Genomic DNA, 13,963 nt, shown 5'->3' with positions numbered 1-13,963 from the left:
GCCCGCCCCGGGGAGCGGCCCGCCGCCGATCCGGTCCGAGCGCCCCGGCCGCGGACCCGAACGCCGGTGCCGCCGACCGCCCCGGTCACCGGCATGGTGCCGGAGATCTGCGAGCTGGGCGCCCGCTACGGCGGCTGGCCCGAGGACAGCCCCCAGTTCCGCACGTGCAGCGAGGCGTACGGGCACTGAGCCGAACCGCCGCGGCCGGGCAGGTCAGGGCTGCCCCAGCCGCCGTTCCAGCTTGGCGATGGCGGTGCGCACGCCGGCGCCGTAACCGTCGTCGGCCAGCGCCTCGGCGGCTGCGCGGGCCCGGGCCAGATGGACCCGGGCCGCGTCCGGCCGGTGCAGCTTGACGTAGTCGACGGCGAGGTTCAGGTGGAGCGACGGATACAGGGCGCGCAGCGCGGCCGCCGCACCGCCGCCAGCCGCCCGCCCGGCTCCCGCGCCCTCGTCACCGGCGGGCCCGGCCGCCGTACCGGCCCCCTCCTCGGACTCCGCGGCGGTCAGCGCCCGCAGGTCCCAGGCCAGCTCGTCGCCCGGGTCGTCCTGGGCGTCGGCCATGTAGTGGGCCAGGGTGCAACGGTGCAGGGGCGCGCCGTGCTCGCCGATCTGCCGCCAGAGCGCGGTGAAGCGGTTGCGGGCCTCCTCCCGGTCGCCGCCGTGCAGCAGCATCCTGGTCTGCCCGATCCTCGTCATGACGGCCTCGTCCGACACGTCCTGCTGCTCGCGCACCACGCCTCCGCTCAGCCCCTGCCGCTCCTGCCGCTCTTGCGGGACCGACGCTAACCGGGCGGTCAGCCCAGGTCCGGGATGCGCCAGTCGATCGGCGCGTGCCCCTGCGCGGCGATCGCCTCGTCCATCTGCGTGAAGGGGCGGGAGCCGAAGAACCTCTTCGCCGACAGGGGGGAGGGGTGCGCGCCCTTGACCACCACGTGCCGGGTCTCGTCGATCAGGGGCAGCTTCTTCTGCGCGTAGTTCCCCCACAGCACGAAGACGGCCGGGTCGGGGCGGGCGGCGACCGCGCTGATCACCGCGTCGGTGAACTTCTCCCAGCCCCTGCCCTTGTGCGAGTTGGCCTCGCCGGCTCGGACGGTGAGCACCGCGTTCAGCAGCAGGACGCCCTGCTCGGCCCACGGCATCAGATAGCCGTTGTCCGGGACGGGGTGGCCCAGCTCCTCGCGCATCTCCTTGTAGATGTTGCGCAGCGACGGCGGTGTCCGCACGCCCGGCCGCACCGAGAAGCAAAGGCCGTGGCCCTGGCCCTCGCCGTGGTACGGGTCCTGGCCGAGGACGAGGACCTTGACCCGGTCGTAGGGGGTGGCGTCCAGCGCGGCGAACACCTCGTCGCGGGGCGGGTACACCGGGCCCTTGGCACGCTCCTCCTCGACGAAGTCGGTGAGCAGCTTGAAGTAGGGCTTCTGCAACTCGTCGCCGAGGACCCCGCGCCAGGACTCGGGCAGCATGTCGGTGTCGGTCACGTGCAACAACCTCCGGTAGGTGGACGCCGATCCGTCACAGAACCTACCGGCCGCCACTGACAACCGGTCCACACAACCGGTGCCGGGGACGCGGACAGGCCGCCGGGGACGCGGAAAGGCCGCCGGGGCGCGGGCCCCGGCGGCCTTCCGTGCGCGCGCTGCGGTGCGCGGACCTACCAGCTCGTCTTGCGCTGGAGCTCCCACATCTGCATGACGGTCTGCGGGTCCAGCGCCCGCTCGCCGCCGGCGATCTCCTCGCTCGCGGCGATGTACAGCTTGCCCTGCCACAGCGGCAGCAGCCGGACGTCCTTGACGAGGATCTCCTGCGCCTCCTCGAACTCCTTGGTCACCGCCGAGCGGTCGCTGACCTTGCGGGTGCGGGGCAGCAGGTCGTCGGTGATCTCGGGCCGGACGTAGGGGGTGGAGAGGGCGTTGTCCTTGCCGACGAACGGGGCGATGAAGTTGTCCGGGTCCGGGAAGTCGGGGAACCAGCCGCGGCCGAAGACCGGGTAGCTGCCCTTCTGGTAGCCGCCCTGGAACTCCTTCCACGGCTTGCCCTGAAGGGTCACCTTGAACAGCTTGGACGCTTCGAGCTGGCGCTTGAGCTCCTTGAACTCGGCGGCGGTGCCCGAGCCGTACCGGTCGGTGGTGTACCAGAAGGTCAGCTCGACCGGCTCGGTGATGCCGGCGTCCGACAGCAGCTCGGCGGCCTTGCCCGGGTCCGGCTTTCCGTAGGTGTCCAGGAAGGCGGTGGTGTGCCCGGCGATGCCCTTGGGGACCATCGAGTACAGCGGCTCGGCGGTGCCCTGGTAGACCTTGGAGACCAGCGCCGGGCGGTCCAGCACCTGGGCGACGGCCTGGCGCACCGCGAGCTTGCTGACGGACGGGTCCTTGGCGTTGAAGACGAGGTAGCGGATGTCGGCGCCGGTGGACTCCACGACCTGGAGGCTCTCGTTCTCCGGGCGGCTCTCCTGGAGTTCGACGACCTCCTCGGAGGTCAGACCGCGGTAGGTGGCGTCGATCTGCTTGTCCCGCAGGGCCTGCACCATCGCCTCGGACTCCTGGAAGTACCGGATGGTGACGGCGTCGTTCTTGATCTGGGCGAAGCCCTTGTACGTCGGGTTGGCGGCGAGCTCGGCCCGGTCGCCCTCGGCGTAGGAGTCCATCACGTACGGCCCGGAGCCGGTGACTCCGCCGTCCTCGCGGAGCTTGTCGGCGGGGTACTTCGCCGGGTCGACGATCGACATGGCGGGGGTGGCCAGGATGAACGGGAAGGTGGCGTCCGACTTGCGCAGGTGGAAGACGACGGTGCGGTCGCCCTTGGTCTCCACGCGGTCGAGCGAGCCGAGCAGCCCGGCCGGGCCGCCCTGGGCGTCGATGGTGCGGATGCGGTCGATGGAGTGCTTCACGGCCCTGGCGTCGAGCGGGGCGCCGCTGGAGAACGTGACGCCCTCGCGCAGCTCGCAGCGGTAGACCTGGCTGACCGAGTCGGTGAAGGTGCAGTCGGCGGCGTCCGGCTGCGGGGTGGTGGAGCCGGTGGGGAAGCTCAGCAGCGTCTGGAAGACGTTGCGGTACAGCTCCCAGGAGTTGTCCCAGGCCGCGGCGGGATCGAGCGTGGTCGGCGCACTCGTGGTCCCGACAGTGATCTTGCTCTTCCCCTCGGCGTCATCGCCGCCGACGAGGCCGCACCCGGCCAGCAGGGATATGGACGCAAGGGCTGCAGCCACCTGCAGACTGGTCCGGTTGAACACGTGCGCACGCTCCTCGTTCAGCCATGGGTCGGCCGACCATACCGCAGTGCCCCGCCAGGTCAATGGGCGAGCCTGACGGGGCACTTGGGGCATGTGGTGCCGAAACGGGACCGACCGGGATCAGCCGACCCCGGCGTTGAGGAAGATCCCCCCGTCGACCACCAGGGTCTGACCGGTGATCCAGTCCGCCTGCTCGGAGGTGAGGAAGGCGGCGGCGCCGCCGATGTCCTCGGGCACGCCGAGCCGTCCGAGCGGGTAGGCGGCGGCCGCCTCGGCCTCCCGGCCCTCGTACAGCGCCTGGGCGAACTTCGTCTTCACCACGGCCGGGGCGATGGCGTTGACCCGCACCTTCGGGGCGAACTCGTGGGCCAACTGGAGGGTCAGGTTGACCATGGCGGCCTTGCTCATGCCGTACGCGCCGATGAACGGCGAGGGCGCGATGCCGGCGACGGAGGCGATGTTCACGATCGCGCCGCCGTGCTCGCCCTGCCACGCCTTCCAGGTCTGCTGGGCGAAGCCGAGCGCCGAGATCACGTTGGTCTCGAAGACCTTGCGGGCCACGTTGAGGTCCAGCTCGGCCATCGGGCCGAAGACCGGGTTGGTGCCGGCGTTGTTGACCAGGTAGTCGACCCGGCCGAACGCCTCCATGGTGCGCTCGACGGCGAGCGCCTGGTGGGCCTCGTCATGGGCCTTGCCGGGCACGGCGATCACCCGGTCCGCGCCGAGCCGCTCGGCGGCCTCCTTCAGCGCGTCCTCGCCGCGGCCGGTGATGCACACCCGGTCGCCGCGGGCGACCAGCGCCTCGGCGACGCCGTAGCCGATGCCCCGGCTCGCGCCGGTGACCAGGGCGACCTTCCCCGAGAGCGGGATGTCCTGCGTCATGTGCGTGTCTCCTCGGGGGTCAGTTGAGCGGGCCACCGGCCACGTACAGCACCTGGCCGGAGACGAAGCCGGCGTCGTCGCCGGTGAAGAAGGCGATGGCGTTGGCGACGTCCTCGGGGCGGCCGACCCGCTGCACCGGGATCTGGGTGGCGGCCGCGGCCTGGAAGTCCTCGAAGCCCATGCCGACGCGGGCGGCGGTCTGCGCGGTCATCTCGGTGGCGATGAAGCCGGGGGCGACGGCGTTGGCGGTGACGCCGAACTTGCCCAGCTCCTTGGCGAGCGTCTTGGTGAAGCCCTGGAGCCCGGCCTTGACGGCGGCGTAGTTGGCCTGGCCGCGGTTGCCCAGCGCGGAGGAGGAGGACAGCGAGACGACCCGGCCGAAGCCGGCGTCCACCATGTGCTTCTGGCACGCCTTGGCCATCAGGAACGCGCCCTTGAGGTGCACGCCGACCACGGTGTCCCAGTCCGACTCGCTCATCTTGAACAGCAGGTTGTCCCGCAGCACGCCGGCGTTGTTGACCAGGATGACCGGCGGGCCCAGCTCGTCGGCGACACGCGCGACGGCCGCCTCCACCTGGCCGGCGTCGGAGACGTCGCAGCCGACCGCGAGGGCCCGGCCGCCGGCGGCGGTGATCTTCTCGACGGTGTCCTTGCAGGCCGCCTCGTCGAGGTCGAGGACGGCGACGGCGCGCCCCTCGGCCGCCAGCCGGATCGCCGTGGCGGCGCCGATGCCCCGCGCGCCTCCGGTCACGACGGCGACGCGCTGCTCGGTGGTGGACATGGGTGTTCTCCTCGCCCTGGGAAGTCCTGCGGTGGTCCTGCGGTGGTCCTGCTCGTCCCGGAAACCCGGGCCGCCGGGACCGGCGAGGGTCCCGGGCGGCCCGGCAGCGGCTCAACCGGCGGCCCGCGTCGTCCCGCCCGTACGCCCGGACGGGTGAGCGACCGCTTAGTACCTTGTCGGGACGAGACGCTAGAGACCACGGCACCCGGTGTCAACGGCGCACCGGGTGCCGCTGATCACCCCCGGCCACCGACGGCGGGTCAGCGCACCAGCAGGTCCAGCAGCCGCTCGACCTCCGCGTCCGGGTCGGCGGTCAGCCCGGTGTGCACCGGACCGGGCTGCACCACCGTGGAGCGCGGGGCCACCAGCCAGCGGAACCGGCGCCCGGCGTCGTCGCGCGCCGCCTGGCCGGCCTCCTCACCGCCCGCGCACACCCCTTCCACCGCGCGCAGCGCGGCCCGTACGCCGGCGGTGTCCGCGCCCGGGTCGAGCGCCCGCAGCCTGGCCTCGTCCAGGTGGGTGCGGGCCCGGACGTAGGAGCGGGCCCGGCAGTAGACGACGACGCCGGCGTTGAAGCACTCGCCGCGCTCGACCCGCGGCACCACGCGCAGCACCGCGTATTCAAAGACGTCCCGCTCGCTCATCGTGCCGACCCGTCCTCGTTCTTCTCCCCGGCGGTGTGCGGCCAGGGCCGGGCCGGCTCGGTGAGCCAGCCGGGGGCCCGCGAGGCGGGCCGCTCGGTGCGCTTCCCCAGGGTGATCCGCTCGTGCACGCCGGCCGCCCGGGCCAGCAGCGGGCGCACGTAGGCGCGGCGCAGCTCGTCGGTGGTGACGAAGCCCGGTTCGTCCACCAGCCAGGCGTCCGGGACCTGGGCGGCGACCTCGGTCAGCAGCTCCTCGGTGACCTGCGGCGCCAGCTCCGCCGCGGCGGCGGCGACGTCGGGGCGGAAGGAGGCCAGGACGTGGTCGGAGGCGTCGTAGGGCTTGGCCGCGGAGGCTTCGGCACCGGGCCAGTTGTGGTGCCAGATCATGGTGGCGCCGTGGTCGATGAGCCAGGGATCGCCGTGCCAGACCAGCATGTTGGGGTTGCGCCAGGACCGGTCGACGTTGTTGACCAGCGCGTCGAACCAGACCACCCGGCCGGCTTCGGCCGAGCCCACCTCGTACGCCAGCGGGTCGAAGCCGATGGACCCCGGCAGGTAGTCCATGCCGAGGTTCAGCCCGCCGCTGGCCTTGAGCAGCTCCTGGACCTCCTGGTCCGGTTCGCCGAGTCCGATCACCGGATCCAGCTCCATCGCCACCAGTTCGGGCACCCGCAGTCCCAGCCGCCGGGCCAGCAGCCCGCAGATGACCTCCGCGACCAGGGTCTTGCGCCCCTGTCCGGCCCCGGTGAACTTCATGACGTAGGTGCCCAGGTCGTCGGCCTCGACGATCCCGGGCAGCGAGCCACCCTCACGCAAAGGCGTGACATAGCGGGTCGCTACCACCTCTTCCAGCACTTTCCCAGGCCACCCATCTCATCAACCTTGCATTCCCCGGAAGGCTTCTCCGGAGCATAGAGGCCGGGAACACGAGTCCACAGCGCTGGGGAGAATCTGGGGAGTCTCGCCTAGCAAGCTGATCCCCCCGCGCTCCCCAGCAGACCGTCGATGGTGCCGCGCCCCTTGCTGCCGGCCTCCGGCATGAAGTGAGCATAGTAACCGAGAGTGATCGCAGGCGAGGAGTGCCCGAGCCATCGAGCCAGGGTCACAACGGACTCTCCGGCTTCCAACATGATCGAAGCGTAGGTGTGCCGAAGCACATGGAAGCCGTCCTTCGGGGCCGGCGCCCACTGCCAGGCTCGGCTCCTGCATACCGCCCGCCGCCCGAGCCGCTCTCACACCGTTCCGGCCCGCCCGGGCAGCACGCGAAGCCGCCGTCGCACAAGGACAGCCCGACGCACCTGAGCGTGCGATGCGAGTGGTGCCTGGCCCCGGTCGGCGAGCCATGCCGCCGCCGGATCGGCCCCAACGACGGAGTACGCGCCAACACGCCGTGCGCCACCCCGCACCCCGGCCGTGTGGATCTCGCCGCCCGGCAGGCCCGGCACGCCGAGCAGGCCCAGCAGCCCGCCCTGGCATGACCGGCGCCGCCGGCGCGTGCATCCCGTCCGCTGCACCGCCGCAACATCACCGTCCCGCCCCGGCTGCGGCGCCCGCCCACGCGCCGCATCCGGCACCCGACGCCGCACCCGCCGAGCACCGCCCTAGCCCGGCCGGTGTGGAAGCACATCGGAGACTCGCCTTGCGCCACATCACCACCCACGACGCGCCGACCACCGGCCTGCGCAGCATCGGAGACACCAGCTGGCACACCCGCGGAGCGTGCCACGGCATGGACGCCGAGGACGCCGACGCCGTCTTCTTCCCCGGCCCTCGCGACCACGAGGAGATCGCGGAGGCGAAGGAGCTGTGCGGCTGGTGCCCCGTCCGCCGCGAATGCCTGGACTTCGCCCTGGAGAACGTCCTCAAGGAGGGCGTCTGGGGCGGCCTCACCGAAGCCGAGCGGCGCCCGCCGCAGCATGTACCGCCATACAACGGCGTGGGCCGGGGTGGTACAAGGCGCTTGACGAAACCCTGATTCCGCCCTGACGACCCCCTTGCCCCGGTGCCCCGTCCGGCGTACGGATGCCGCTGACGGTCCGTCGCAGGGTGACGGCTGTCCCGGGGCCCGGCCGCGCCGCCGTGGTGGCCCGGCCCGTTCTCAGCGCGTCCCGGCCGCCGCCGGCCGGCCGGATCCCTCGGCGCCCCACAGGGAGAGATCCGGGTCGGGGGCGAACGGGGGGATGCCGGCGGCCGGGAGGGAGAGCACCATGGCCAGTCCGCCTCCCGGGGTGTCCTCGGGGGCCAGGGTGCCCCCCATCGCCTCGGTCAGCCCCCTGGCCAGGGCGAGGCCCAGACCGAGGCCGACCGCGTTGTCCCGGTCGCCCAGGCGCTGGAAGGGTTCGAAGACCCGCTCACGGTCGGCGGCCCGGATGCCGGGGCCCCGGTCGGCGACCCGCACCTCCACCCGGCCCGCCAGTCCGCCGGCGGTAACCAGGACCGGACGATCCGGCGGAGAATGGCGTACGGCGTTGCCGACGATGTTGGCCAGCACCCGTTCTAGCAGGGGCGGGTCGACCAGCACGGCCGGTGCCCCTCCAGGCTCCGCAGATCGACCCGGGAACCACCAGCCGTGCCCGGCGCGAGCTCCAGCGACTCCAGCGCCACCGGCAGGATCTCCTCCAGTGCTGCGGGGCGCACTCGAGCGTCAGCGCGCAGGCCTGGAGGCGGCTCAGGTCGAGCAGGTTCTCCACCAGCCGGTGCAGGCGGAGCAGTGATACCTCGGCGGAACCCAGCAACTCGGCCCGGTCCTCCTCGGAGAAGGCCACATCCGGACTGCGCAACGAGCTGACCGCCGCCAGCGCGCCCGCCAGCGGGGTGCGCAGGTCGTGGCTGACCGCGCGGAGCAGGGCCGTCCGCAGCCGGTCGGCGGCCCTGATGAGCTCGACCTCCGCGGCGGCCTCGGCCAGCCGGGCGTTCTCCACCGCGGCGCCGACATGCGCGGCGAAGGCCGCCAGCACCCGCCGGTCGGAGGACGGCAGCGGACGCCCCCGCAGTACCAGCGAGACCTCGGGGCCCGCGGCCACCACCACGGCGGCCCCCGCGTCCTGGCCCTGGGCGGCTAGGCCGGACTCGGCGGAGCGCGAGAGGGAGGGGCACGAGGCCAGTTCGACCGACTCCATGCCGAATGTCTCCCGGGTGCGCTCCAGGAGCGCCGGGATCGCCTGGTCACCCCGGACGATGCTGCCCGCCAGCGAGGACAGCGTCTCGGCCTCGGCGGTGGCCCGCGCCGCCCTCTTGGACAACCGCAGCGACCGGTCCACGAGGGCCGCCATGATCGCGGCCACCCCGGCGAAGACCACCAGGGCCAGCGCACTGTCCGGGTCGTCCACGGTGAACGCGCCGACGGGCGGCATGAACCAGCAGTTGAGCAGCAGCGCGGCGGTCAGCGCCGCGATCAGGGCGGAGGCCACTCCGCCGACGCAGGCCGCGCCCACCGCCACGACCAGGAAGAGCAGCGCCTCGCTGGTGAGATTCAGGCTGCCGCGTACCCGGTCGAGACCCACCGCGAGCAGCAGCGGAAGCAGCAGCGCGGCGACCGGACCCGCGACGAGCCGGGAGAGGGCCGGGGTGCGCCCGCGGGCGGGGAGGAGCCGGCCGCGGCCCGCCCGTTCGTGGGTGACCATATGGACGTCGATATCCCCGGACAGCTCCACCACCGTCTCACCGATGCCCCGGCCGGTGAGGAAGCGGTCCAGCCGGCCGCGGCGGCTCGTGCCCAGCACGAGCTGGGTGGCCCAGCACGAGCTGGGTGGCGTTCTCCGCGTCGGCGGAGTCCACCAGGGCTGTGGGCACATCGTCGCCGATGATCGAGTGGTAGCTGCCGCCCAGGTCCTCGACCAGCGCCCGCTGCCCGGCCAGTGCCGCGGACGACACCCCGGCGGCCAGTTGGCCGCTGGAGGTGACATGCACGGCCAGCAGCTCCCCGCCGGCGGCCCGGTCGGCGATGCGCGCCGCCCGCCGGACAAGGGTCTCTCCCTCGGGGCCGCCGGTCAGGGCCACCACGACCCGCTCGCGGGTCTCCCACACGCGGCCTATGCCGTGTTCGGCGCGATACTTCTGCAGCGCCTCGTCCACCCGCCCCGCCAGCCACAGCAGGGCCAGCTCCCGCAGCGCGATCAGATTGCCCGGGCGGAAGCAGGTGGCGAGGGCGGCGTCGACGCGCTCCGGGGGGTGGACGTTGCCGTGGGCCATCCGCCCGACGCAGTCCGTCGGGCGGTATGTCGACGAGTTCGATCTCATGGGCGCGCCGGACGAACTCGTCGGGCACGGTCTCCTGCTGGGGCACCCCCGTGATCCTGCCGACGATGTCGCTGAGCGAGTCCAAGTGCTGGATGTTCAGCGTGGTGACCACGTCGATGCCGGCGGCCAGGATCTCCTCCACATCCTGCCAGCGCTTCGGGTCGCGGTCGGCGCCGGGGACGTTGGTGTGGGCGAGGTCGTCGATCAGTACCACCTGGGGCCGCCGGGCCAGCAGCGCCTCCCGGTCCAGCCCGCGGTGGCGGCTCCCGCGGTACTCGCGGTCGGCGGCCGGCAGCCCCTCCAGCCTGGCCTCGGTGTGCGGCCGGCGGTGGCACTCCACCCAAGCGGCCACCACGTCCGTACCGCGCTCCGCCCGGCGATGGGCCTCGTCGAGCATCCGGTACGTCTTGCCCACCCCGGGCGCCGCGCCCAGGAAGATCTTGAGCCGACCGGCCCGTATGTCCGTGTGCCCTCTCGCAGCGTCCGGCGCCGGGAGCGCTCCCTCCACCACGGCCATGTCTCAGAACGTGTTCGGAAAGATCAGCGCCAAGACCAGGTAGCCGACCAGTGCCACCGCGACCGCGATGCCGACAACAGTCTCCGTACTCACGCCCATCCGCCCCTCCGTCGTACGACCCCGATCCGCACCAGCGAACACCGGTGAGGACGGAAACGAGGCCTTTCCGACGCGGTCTTGACACCGGCTCAGCGCAATACTGACGCCGCGTTGACGGTCGTTGCACCGATAGGGTGGAGACGTTGTGCCGGGAAGCCTGGTCGGCGAAACGCGGTCCGTCCGGACCGCGACGACCCGGGTGGGGGCCACATGCGCAGCGTCGGAACGGTCATGCTTCTCGTGGCGCTGGCCACAATGGTGACCACAGGGGCCCGCCGCTGGCCGGGGGCCCGCGCCCTCCCTGCTGGTCGTCGCCGGCCTCGCCGTCGCCTTGGTGCCCGGCGTCCCCGAGATGCGCGTCAGCTCCGAGATCGTCGGCCTCGTGGTGCTGCCCCCGCTGCTCTACGCCAGCGCCGAGGAGGTGCCCTGGCGTGAGCTGCGCCGGGTGTGGACGTCCGTCAGCGTGCTCGCCGTCGGCCTGGTGCTGGCCTCGGCGGCCGCGGTCGGGGTGGTCGCCTCACTGGTCATCCGCTCAGCTGGCGGATGGCGCTGGTCCTGGGAGCCGTCCTCGCCAGCACCGACCCGGTGGCGGTCACCGCCTTGGGCCGCCGCCTGGCCCTGCCTCCCCGCATCCATGCCCTCGTCCAGGTGGAGAGCCTCTTCAACGACGCCACCTCGCTCATCCTGTTCCGGGTCGCGGTGGTCGTCGCCACCGCCTCGGCCACGGTGTCCTGGCAACTGGTGGGCACGCAGTTCGCCCTCCTCGCCGGCCCTCCTCGCCGGCCCTCCTCGCCGGCGAAGGCACCCTCGTCGGGTGCGCGGTCGCCGGACTGGTCGCCCTGATCCGCCGCCGGACCAAGGATCCCGTGCTGGAGACGGTGATCGTCCTGCTCACCCCCTACGCCGCGTACATCCCCGCCGAGGCCGTGCACGCATCGGGGGTGACCTCGGTGGTGGTCGCAGGGTGCTGCTGGGAGGCCGGACGCACCGGTTCACCAACGCCCGCATCCGGCTTCAGCTGCACGCGGTCAACGGCACCGTCCTGTTCCTCCTGGAGAGCGTCGTCTTCAGTCTGATCGGCCTCACCCTGGCCGGTCAGGTCGCCGCGCTGGGTGCCGCCGACCGGCTCTGGCCCCTCTACGCCCTGGCCGTCGCCGCCACCCTAGTCGCCGTGCGAATGCTGTTGGTCCTACCCCTCTCGGCGGTGCTTTACCGGAGCGCCGGCGAACGCACCTTCTGGCGGCTGCCCGCCGTGCTGACCTGGGCGGGCACCCGCGGCGTGGTCCCGCTCGCCGCGGCCCTGTCCATCCCGGTCACCACCGACGGCGGCGGTCTGCTGCAACAGCGCCCGCTCTTCCTCGTCCTGACCACGTCGGTGGTAGTGGTGACCCTGGTCGCCCAGGGATTCACCCTGGAAGGAGTAGTCCGCCGGTCCGGGATCGCCCTCGAACCCGACCACACCGAACGCGAGGAGGCCGAGGCGCGGTGCAGCCTGGCGGCCGCCGGCATCCGGCGCCTGGACGACATGGCCGATCTGGAGGCGGTGCCGACCATCGTGGCGGACCGTGCCCGGCGCGGTTTCCAGGCCCGTCTGGACGACGCCCGCGAGCGTCTCGGCGAAGGCGATCTCGGACCGTCCGAGGACCACGCCTACCGCTCGCTGCGCCGCGATCTGATTCGGGCGGGGGCGGCCGAGCTGCGGCGGCTCTACGTCACGCACCGCATCAGCGACGCCACCCGCCGCCGGCTCCAGCGCTCCCTGGACCTTGAGGAGGCCCGGCTGGAACTGGCGAGACGACCGCCCCGCGCGAACGCCGGAGCCGCCACCGCCGGTTGGACGCCGCCCGGCCGCCCGGTGCCCCGCCCTGAGCGTACGTGGCACCCGGCGCGCACCCCAGACCGGCGGACCGCCCCGGTGGGCCGAGGTGCCCCTCACGGGCCGCCCCGGTGGGCCACCGTGCCTTTCGTGGGCCGCGCCAAGCTACCGGGATCGGTGACCGCGGTGGACCACGGGGTACGGCCACCCTGTGCCGTCGGCTGAGGGACACCTGGCCGTCGCCGGGGCCATCCGCCGGGGAGTCCGCGGCCATCCGCCGGGAAGTCCGCCGGGAGGCGCGTACGGTCGGGGCCGCGAGCCGGGCGGAGGGGGACGGACCGACTACGGCGGTCCCGCCCCGTCCCCGTCACGCCCGTCTTGGGCCGCGCACTGTCGGCAGCGCACCGGCGTGCGCCGGCCGGATTCCGGCCGGACCGCCCGCGGAATGCCATGGGATCGACGGGTCTTGAAGAGCGGCCTGGCCGTGTTCGGGCGCCGTGGGACCGCCGGGAGGCGCGGGGGAATCGACGGGCGCGACGAGCGGCCGGCTCGCGGCAGGGGCCGTGGGCGGGCCCGAAGACCGGCCGTCTACCCGGGTCCGGCCGACGTGGGACTCAGGGGGCCGAGGCCGGGGGACGGCGTACCTGGGGGCGCCGCCGTGGGCACGCCGGGCCCGCCTGCCGCAAAGGGCCCCGGGATCGGCGGGCCCGAAGACCGGCCTGCCGGTGGCCGGGCCACGCGAGGCCGGCGGGGGCGCGACGGATCCGCCGTCAGGAAGCCGTCAATCTTCGGCAGGAGGGCATCAGTGATGCGTCATGGCGCGGCTCCGGCGGCGCGGCGAGGGGTAGCGTCCCGCATGGGTCGGGCCGCCCGGCCGAGCAGCTCGGCGCCGTCTGACGGACGCGGCCGCCGCCCATGGCCGCCGGGCCGGGCACGGCGGCCGGAGGAGGGGAGCGCGAATGGACCCGAGGGACGCGCCGGGCGAACCGGCGCGGGCAAGGCGGATCGTGGCCGGAGTCAGCGGAAGCCCGGGCAGCCTCACCGCGCTGCACCGGGCCGCCGACGAGGCGCGCCACCGGGGCGGAGAACTGTGGGTCGTCCTGGCCTGGCAGTCGCCCGGTGGCGAACTGGGTGCCCGGCACCACCACGGCGGACCGCCGCTCCACGAGCTGTGCCGGTCGGACGCCGTCGCCCGTCTACGCGGTGTCCTGGACGAGGCCTTCGGCGGGCGGGGCGCGGGGGTGACGCTGGCGGGCGTCGCCGCACGAGGGGCACCCGGGCCGGCGCTGCTGGAACTGGCCTGCCGGCCGGACGATCTGATCGTGGTGGGCACCGGGGCACGGCGCCGGTGGCCACGCAGCTCGGTCGCCGCCCACTGCCTGCGGTTCGCCCCCTGCCCCGTACTGGCCGTACCGCCGTCTCCCCTGGAGGCCGACCTGGCCCAGGTGCGCCGGAGCATACTGTGGCGGCGCCCCATCGATGTAGGGGAGCTGACGCGGTGAACCTCTCCCGTCGGACCAGGCGTGGCGTCTCCGCCGCCACCCTCCGCCGGGTCGTTTGGGGTTGCTTTCTCGCCGCCCTGGTGTCCACGGGCGGCGGGGCCTCGACGGGATGGCTGTGGCCGCTGGTGCTCGCGGCCTTCCTGCTGGTCGTCGCGGGACTGCTGGAGATGGTCTACCGACCGTGATGACCTCTCCGGCTCCGATGGTCCACCTGCCCTCACGGGCACGGTCCCCGAGGGCTGCCCCGAACCGTCT

At 73.4% G+C, this 13,963-nt stretch carries 13 protein-coding genes and 5 pseudogenes; 8 read left to right on the top strand and 10 right to left on the bottom strand.

What is annotated here, in order from left to right; all coding sequences use genetic code 11:
* Positions 1–189, top strand: a pseudogene (locus tag C6N75_RS31055) (hypothetical protein); the annotation flags it as partial.
* Between the two features lie 24 nt (positions 190–213).
* On the opposite strand, the gene C6N75_RS07190 reads toward C6N75_RS31055, so the two are convergent.
* From C6N75_RS07190 to C6N75_RS07155, 8 genes are all read right to left on the bottom strand, one after another.
* Positions 214–732, bottom strand: coding sequence for a hypothetical protein (locus C6N75_RS07190; RefSeq protein ID WP_105868008.1), 519 nt, complete (start codon positions 730–732; stop codon positions 214–216).
* A 62-nt stretch (positions 733–794) separates the two neighbouring features.
* A complete protein-coding gene (ung, locus tag C6N75_RS07185) occupies positions 795–1,478 on the bottom strand; it encodes a uracil-DNA glycosylase (RefSeq protein WP_105868000.1) in 684 nt (227 codons plus the stop codon).
* Positions 1,479–1,651: 173 nt separating this feature from the next.
* Positions 1,652–3,229, bottom strand: coding sequence for an ABC transporter substrate-binding protein (locus C6N75_RS07180; RefSeq protein WP_105867999.1), 1,578 nt, complete (start codon positions 3,227–3,229; stop codon positions 1,652–1,654).
* A gap of 120 nt (positions 3,230–3,349) precedes the next feature.
* Positions 3,350–4,111, bottom strand: a complete 762-nt coding sequence (locus tag C6N75_RS07175) for an SDR family oxidoreductase (RefSeq protein ID WP_105867998.1) — start codon at positions 4,109–4,111, stop codon at positions 3,350–3,352.
* A 19-nt stretch (positions 4,112–4,130) separates the two neighbouring features.
* On the bottom strand, positions 4,131–4,892 hold the full coding sequence (gene fabG / locus C6N75_RS07170; protein ID WP_105867997.1) for a 3-oxoacyl-ACP reductase FabG: 762 nt from the start codon (positions 4,890–4,892) through the stop codon (positions 4,131–4,133).
* A 260-nt stretch (positions 4,893–5,152) separates the two neighbouring features.
* Positions 5,153–5,536: a DUF3037 domain-containing protein gene (locus C6N75_RS07165; RefSeq protein ID WP_105867996.1), complete on the bottom strand. Its 384-nt coding sequence runs from the start codon at positions 5,534–5,536 to the stop codon at positions 5,153–5,155.
* Positions 5,533–6,390: a HipA family kinase gene (locus tag C6N75_RS07160; RefSeq protein ID WP_105867995.1), complete on the bottom strand. Its 858-nt coding sequence runs from the start codon at positions 6,388–6,390 to the stop codon at positions 5,533–5,535. Before C6N75_RS07160 ends, C6N75_RS07165 begins: the two co-directional genes overlap by 4 nt.
* A 110-nt stretch (positions 6,391–6,500) precedes the next feature.
* Positions 6,501–6,665 (bottom strand): integrase, encoded by a 165-nt coding sequence (locus C6N75_RS07155; protein WP_258177272.1) that lies wholly within the window; start codon positions 6,663–6,665, stop codon positions 6,501–6,503.
* Between the two features lie 65 nt (positions 6,666–6,730).
* Between C6N75_RS07155 and C6N75_RS07150 the strand changes: the two are divergent.
* Positions 6,731–7,013: pseudogene (locus C6N75_RS07150) on the top strand (zinc finger domain-containing protein); the annotation flags it as partial.
* A gap of 161 nt (positions 7,014–7,174) precedes the next feature.
* Positions 7,175–7,444, top strand: a pseudogene (locus C6N75_RS07145) (WhiB family transcriptional regulator); the annotation flags it as partial.
* A 189-nt stretch (positions 7,445–7,633) separates the two neighbouring features.
* Here the strand turns inward: C6N75_RS07145 and C6N75_RS07140 are convergent.
* Positions 7,634–10,291, bottom strand: a pseudogene (locus C6N75_RS07140) (ATP-binding protein).
* A 3-nt stretch (positions 10,292–10,294) separates the two neighbouring features.
* A complete protein-coding gene (gene kdpF, locus C6N75_RS07135) occupies positions 10,295–10,384 on the bottom strand; it encodes a K(+)-transporting ATPase subunit F (RefSeq protein ID WP_105868007.1) in 90 nt (29 codons plus the stop codon).
* Positions 10,385–10,724: 340 nt separating this feature from the next.
* On the opposite strand from kdpF, the pseudogene C6N75_RS32060 reads away from it, so the two are divergent.
* The 5 genes and pseudogenes from C6N75_RS32060 (at position 10,725) to C6N75_RS30105 (ending at position 13,893) form a co-directional block, all read left to right on the top strand.
* Positions 10,725–11,233, top strand: a pseudogene (locus C6N75_RS32060) (cation:proton antiporter domain-containing protein).
* Positions 11,122–11,466: a cation:proton antiporter domain-containing protein gene (locus C6N75_RS32055; RefSeq protein ID WP_322888033.1), complete on the top strand. Its 345-nt coding sequence runs from the start codon at positions 11,122–11,124 to the stop codon at positions 11,464–11,466. Before C6N75_RS32060 ends, C6N75_RS32055 begins: the two are co-directional and overlap by 112 nt.
* On the top strand, positions 11,355–12,431 hold the full coding sequence (locus tag C6N75_RS32050) for a cation:proton antiporter (protein ID WP_322888032.1): 1,077 nt from the start codon (positions 11,355–11,357) through the stop codon (positions 12,429–12,431). The genes C6N75_RS32055 and C6N75_RS32050 overlap by 112 nt, the downstream gene beginning before the upstream one ends.
* A 734-nt stretch (positions 12,432–13,165) precedes the next feature.
* Positions 13,166–13,708: a universal stress protein gene (locus C6N75_RS07125; protein ID WP_105867993.1), complete on the top strand. Its 543-nt coding sequence runs from the start codon at positions 13,166–13,168 to the stop codon at positions 13,706–13,708.
* Positions 13,705–13,893 (top strand): hypothetical protein, encoded by a 189-nt coding sequence (locus tag C6N75_RS30105; RefSeq protein ID WP_146132502.1) that lies wholly within the window; start codon positions 13,705–13,707, stop codon positions 13,891–13,893. The genes C6N75_RS07125 and C6N75_RS30105 overlap by 4 nt, the downstream gene beginning before the upstream one ends.
* Positions 13,894–13,963 lie beyond the last annotated feature (70 nt).

The sequence above is a fragment of the Streptomyces solincola genome (assembly GCF_002982015.1).
In the GTDB taxonomy this organism is placed as follows: Bacteria; Actinomycetota; Actinomycetes; order Streptomycetales; family Streptomycetaceae; genus Streptomyces; species Streptomyces solincola.
The sequence above is the reverse complement of the archived record's forward strand: the minus strand, read 5'-3'. Positions and strand labels throughout refer to the sequence as shown.